Source organism: Protofrankia sp. CiP3, assembly GCF_917627345.1.
In the GTDB taxonomy this organism is placed as follows: domain Bacteria; phylum Actinomycetota; class Actinomycetes; order Frankiales; family Frankiaceae; genus Protofrankia.
Genome location: NZ_CAKJTM010000007.1, coordinates 127506 through 131202, shown reverse-complemented (window position 1 = coordinate 131202; position 3697 = coordinate 127506). Strand labels below are relative to the sequence as shown.

At 69.9% G+C, this 3697-nt stretch carries 3 protein-coding genes; all 3 read left to right on the top strand.

Going from position 1 to position 3697, the window contains the following annotated elements:
- The first annotated feature begins 171 nt into the window (after positions 1 to 171).
- Positions 172 to 915, top strand: a complete 744-nt coding sequence (locus tag MJ797_RS04635; protein ID WP_239332141.1) for a response regulator transcription factor — start codon at positions 172 to 174, stop codon at positions 913 to 915.
- Between the two features lie 150 nt (positions 916 to 1065).
- Entirely contained in the window at positions 1066 to 2646 is a 1581-nt protein-coding gene (locus tag MJ797_RS04630) for a HAMP domain-containing sensor histidine kinase (protein WP_239332139.1), read from the top strand.
- Positions 2636 to 3697: 4-alpha-glucanotransferase (locus MJ797_RS04625; RefSeq protein ID WP_239332137.1), on the top strand; the 1062-nt coding region annotated here is incomplete at its 3' end. The genes MJ797_RS04630 and MJ797_RS04625, both read left to right, overlap by 11 nt.

Sequence of the window (3697 nt, the reverse complement as noted above, 5' to 3'; positions counted from 1 at the left end):
AGCGCGCCCGGTTGATATCGGTCGATACGGCGGCGTCCAGGCGTCCAGACGCGCGATTGAAGATCCATCGGGCCTGCCCTGACTGAACCGTGAATAAGGATCTCGGTAGACGATGCTGAGAGTCCTTCCGGACGGCCTGCGCCGCGTGACTCGGGGGGCAGACTGTGTGGTGTGCGCGTACTTGTGGTCGATGACGAGCCGGCGGTCCGGGAGTCTCTTGAGCGGTCGCTGCGGTTCGAGGGTTACGAGGTCAGTTCAGCGCGTGATGGTATGGAGGCGCTGGACGCGGTCGCTCGCGACCGCCCGGACATCGTCGTGCTGGACGTGATGATGCCCCGGGTGGACGGCCTGGAAACGTGTCGCCAGCTGCGTGGCCGTGGTGACGACCTGCCGATTCTGATGCTCACTGCCCGTGATGGGCTGGCCGACCGGGTAAACGGCTTGGACGTGGGGGCGGATGACTATCTGGTCAAGCCCTTCGCCCTCGAGGAGCTGTTCGCCCGGCTGCGCGCGCTGACCCGCCGGGCGTCGCTGTCCGCCCGGGCCGCGGCTTCGGCCGCCGCGGGTCTCACGGGAGCGGATCAGGCGGGGATCGCTCCGGGGGTGCCCCCCGCGCTGCTCTTCGCGGACATTCGTCTTGATCAGAGCAGCCGTCAGGTGACCCGCGGGGGACGGGAACTGACACTCACCAAGACTGAGTTTGACCTGTTGGAGCTGTTTCTCGTCCACCAGCGGCAGGTGCTCTCCCGTTCTATGATCATGGAGCGAGTCTGGGGATACGACTTCGGGCCGTCATCGAACTCGCTCGAGGTGTTCGTCAGCTACCTGCGTCGCAAGCTGGAAGCCGGTGGCGAGCCGCGGCTGCTGCACACGGTCCGCGGGGTGGGTTATGTTCTGCGGGACGCGGCTTCGTGACCGTTCTGACCATGACCATCATCGGAATGCTTAGAGCGCCCGGCAATAGGGGCGTGCCCCAGCCCCGCGACGCCGCGTGCCTATTGCCGGTCGCTCTTAGGAGAGCCGACGGGGGCGGGCGGGAGCAGGTCCCGTTGTGAGGGCCTCCGGATGAGAGCGCGGCCCCGCCACCCTCGTTTGTCACTTGTGCGTCTGCCGTTGCGCAACCGGATGGCGTTGCTCATCGGTCTTGCGGTGACCGCCACGGTAGCGGTCGTGGCAGGCGTGGCACTCGGCGCGACCGGGATCGTGCTCGGTCGGTCCATCGACCACCAGCTGATCCAACAGGCCTACACGGCGGCTCAGACAATCAAGCCGAAAGAGTGGGGCCCCGAGTGGGACCAGGGGCTGATCGTGTTCAACTTCGGCCTGCCCGCGCAGGTCATCAGCACCGACGGCACCCCGACGGCGCCGGACAACCAGGCGGTGATGCTGCCGGTCAACTCCGCCGATATCGCCGTGGCACACGGGCTGGTCGGTCAGCAACTGCGCACGGTCACTGTCGGCGGGGGGCGCTATCGCGTCGCCACCGTTCCCATCCGCATTCCCGGCGTCGGCCTGGGCGCGCTGCAACTGGCCCGGGACATGTCCGACGTCGATCAGACACTACGCGATCTCGGTCTGATTTTGCTGGGTGTGGGCGTGGTGGGAGTGGCCGGATCGGTGCTGCTCGGTCGGCTGATCGCACGCGCGTCTCTCAAGCCGGTGGATGCCGCCGCCGCGGCCGCTGAGGAGGTCGCCCGTACGCAGGACCTCTCCGCATTGATCCCAGTGACCGGTAGTGACGAAATAGCTCGGTTGGCCAACAGCCTCAACAGCATGCTGCGGGCGCTGGAGGCCTCCCGCGCGCGTCAGCGGGAGCTTGTCGACGATGCCAGTCACGAGCTGCGCACCCCGTTGACCAGCCTGCGGACCAACATCGAGCTACTGCTGCGGGCCGAGGCCAATCCGGCGCGCGCACTGCCCACGGCCGACCGGGACGCCCTGCTGCGGGACGTGGACGCGCAGATCCGGGAACTGAGCGGACTGGTCAGTGAGCTGGTCGAGCTGGCCCGTGACGAGGCGCCCGCCGAGGACGTCGAGCCCGCTGATCTGACCGAGATCGTCCATGTCGCGGCCGACCGGGTGCGCAGGCGCGCCAAAGCCAAGGACGTTCAGATCGTGGTGACCGCCGTCCCGTCGCCCGTGGACGGACGCCCGCACATGTTGGAACGGGCGGTGACGAACCTGCTGGACAACGCGGTGAAGTTCTCCCCGGCACAAGGGCAGGTCCACGTGACCGTGGCTCCCGGCGAGGTTGTCGTCACCGATGAGGGCCCGGGGATCGCGCCGGAGGACCGCTCCCGGGTCTTCGACCGATTCTACCGGGCGACGTCCGCACGTGGGCTGCCCGGGTCCGGGCTTGGCCTGGCCATCGTGGCGGATGCCGCCGTCGCGCACGGCGGCTGGGTGCGGGCTGAGGAAGGCCCGGCCGGCGGAGCGCTGCTGCGCCTGTCGCTGCCGGTTCCCCCGGACGAGGCATGGCCATCCCCAGCAGGCGTGCCGTCGGCGGTCCAGCCGGGCGCGGCCGTTCCGCGGGAGCCGAGTCTCGTTCCCCAGCTGCGGGAGGATACTTCCGCGCTGGCATCGCCGCCAGCCCGGCCTGCTTACCGTCGCTCCTGGTGGACGAGAGGATCCGGTCGTGACGTCTGACAGCACCGATCACGCCGTCAGTTCGGGCGGCGGCCCCCTGAACGGCCCGGCGAACGACCCCGCTTCCGTTCTTCCCGGTCCCACGCCGGCCCCTGATGGTCCCGCCGCCGCGGGCCCTGTCACCGCGGGCTCCACCATCGGCTTCGGCACGGTCGATGAGGTGCTCGCCCAGCTGGCGGATGCGCATGGCGTCGCCACCCGTTACATCGACGCGGACGGCCAGGAGGTCACCGTCGCGCCGGACGTCGTGCGGACCGTGCTCGGGCTGCTCAACGTCGACGTCGCGAATCCGGCGACGGCCCTTGCCGAGGCGCGCGACGCGCTGTGGCGGCGTCCGTTGCCCGCCTGTGTGGTGGTGCGGCGCTCCGCGGCCACACCGGTCGTCCTACGGGTGCCAGCCGGTTCGGTCCGCAGCGCCGAGCTGGCCCTTGAAGGCGGCGGGAAACGCCAGCTGACGGACTGGGGCGAGGCGGTCGAACGGCGCACGGTCGATGGTGTGGCCATGCTCGGCATCCCGCTGAACCTGCCCGCGGGGCTGCCATTCGGTGATCATTTGTTGCGGATCGCGGTCGGCGCGACCCTGATCGCGACGAAGGTCGTCGTCGTGCCGGACGCACTTCCCGCTCCAGCGGGCGCGGCCCACGCCCGCGGCTGGGGATGGATGATCCAGCTGTACGCGCTGCGGTCGGCGGCTTCCTGGGGGATGGGCGACTACGGCGACCTCGCCGCGATCGCCGAGTGGTCCGGGTCGGCCGACGGCCGGCGCGCCGACGTTGTGCTGGTCAACCCGGTGCACGCGGTCGCGCCGACGGTTCCGGTCGAGCCGTCCCCGTACTACCCGACCAGCCGGAGGTTCGCCTCGGCGCTGTATCTGCGTCCCGAGGACCTGCCTGAATATGAGCTGGCGGACGCCGCTACCCGGGCGCGGGTCGATCAGCTCGCCGCCGCTGCCCGCACGGGGGCTGATCCCGATCTGCTTGACCGGGACGCGGTGTGGCGGGCCAAGAGCGCCGCGCTGGAGCTGCTGTTCACCGTCGCGGCCGAGCGGGAC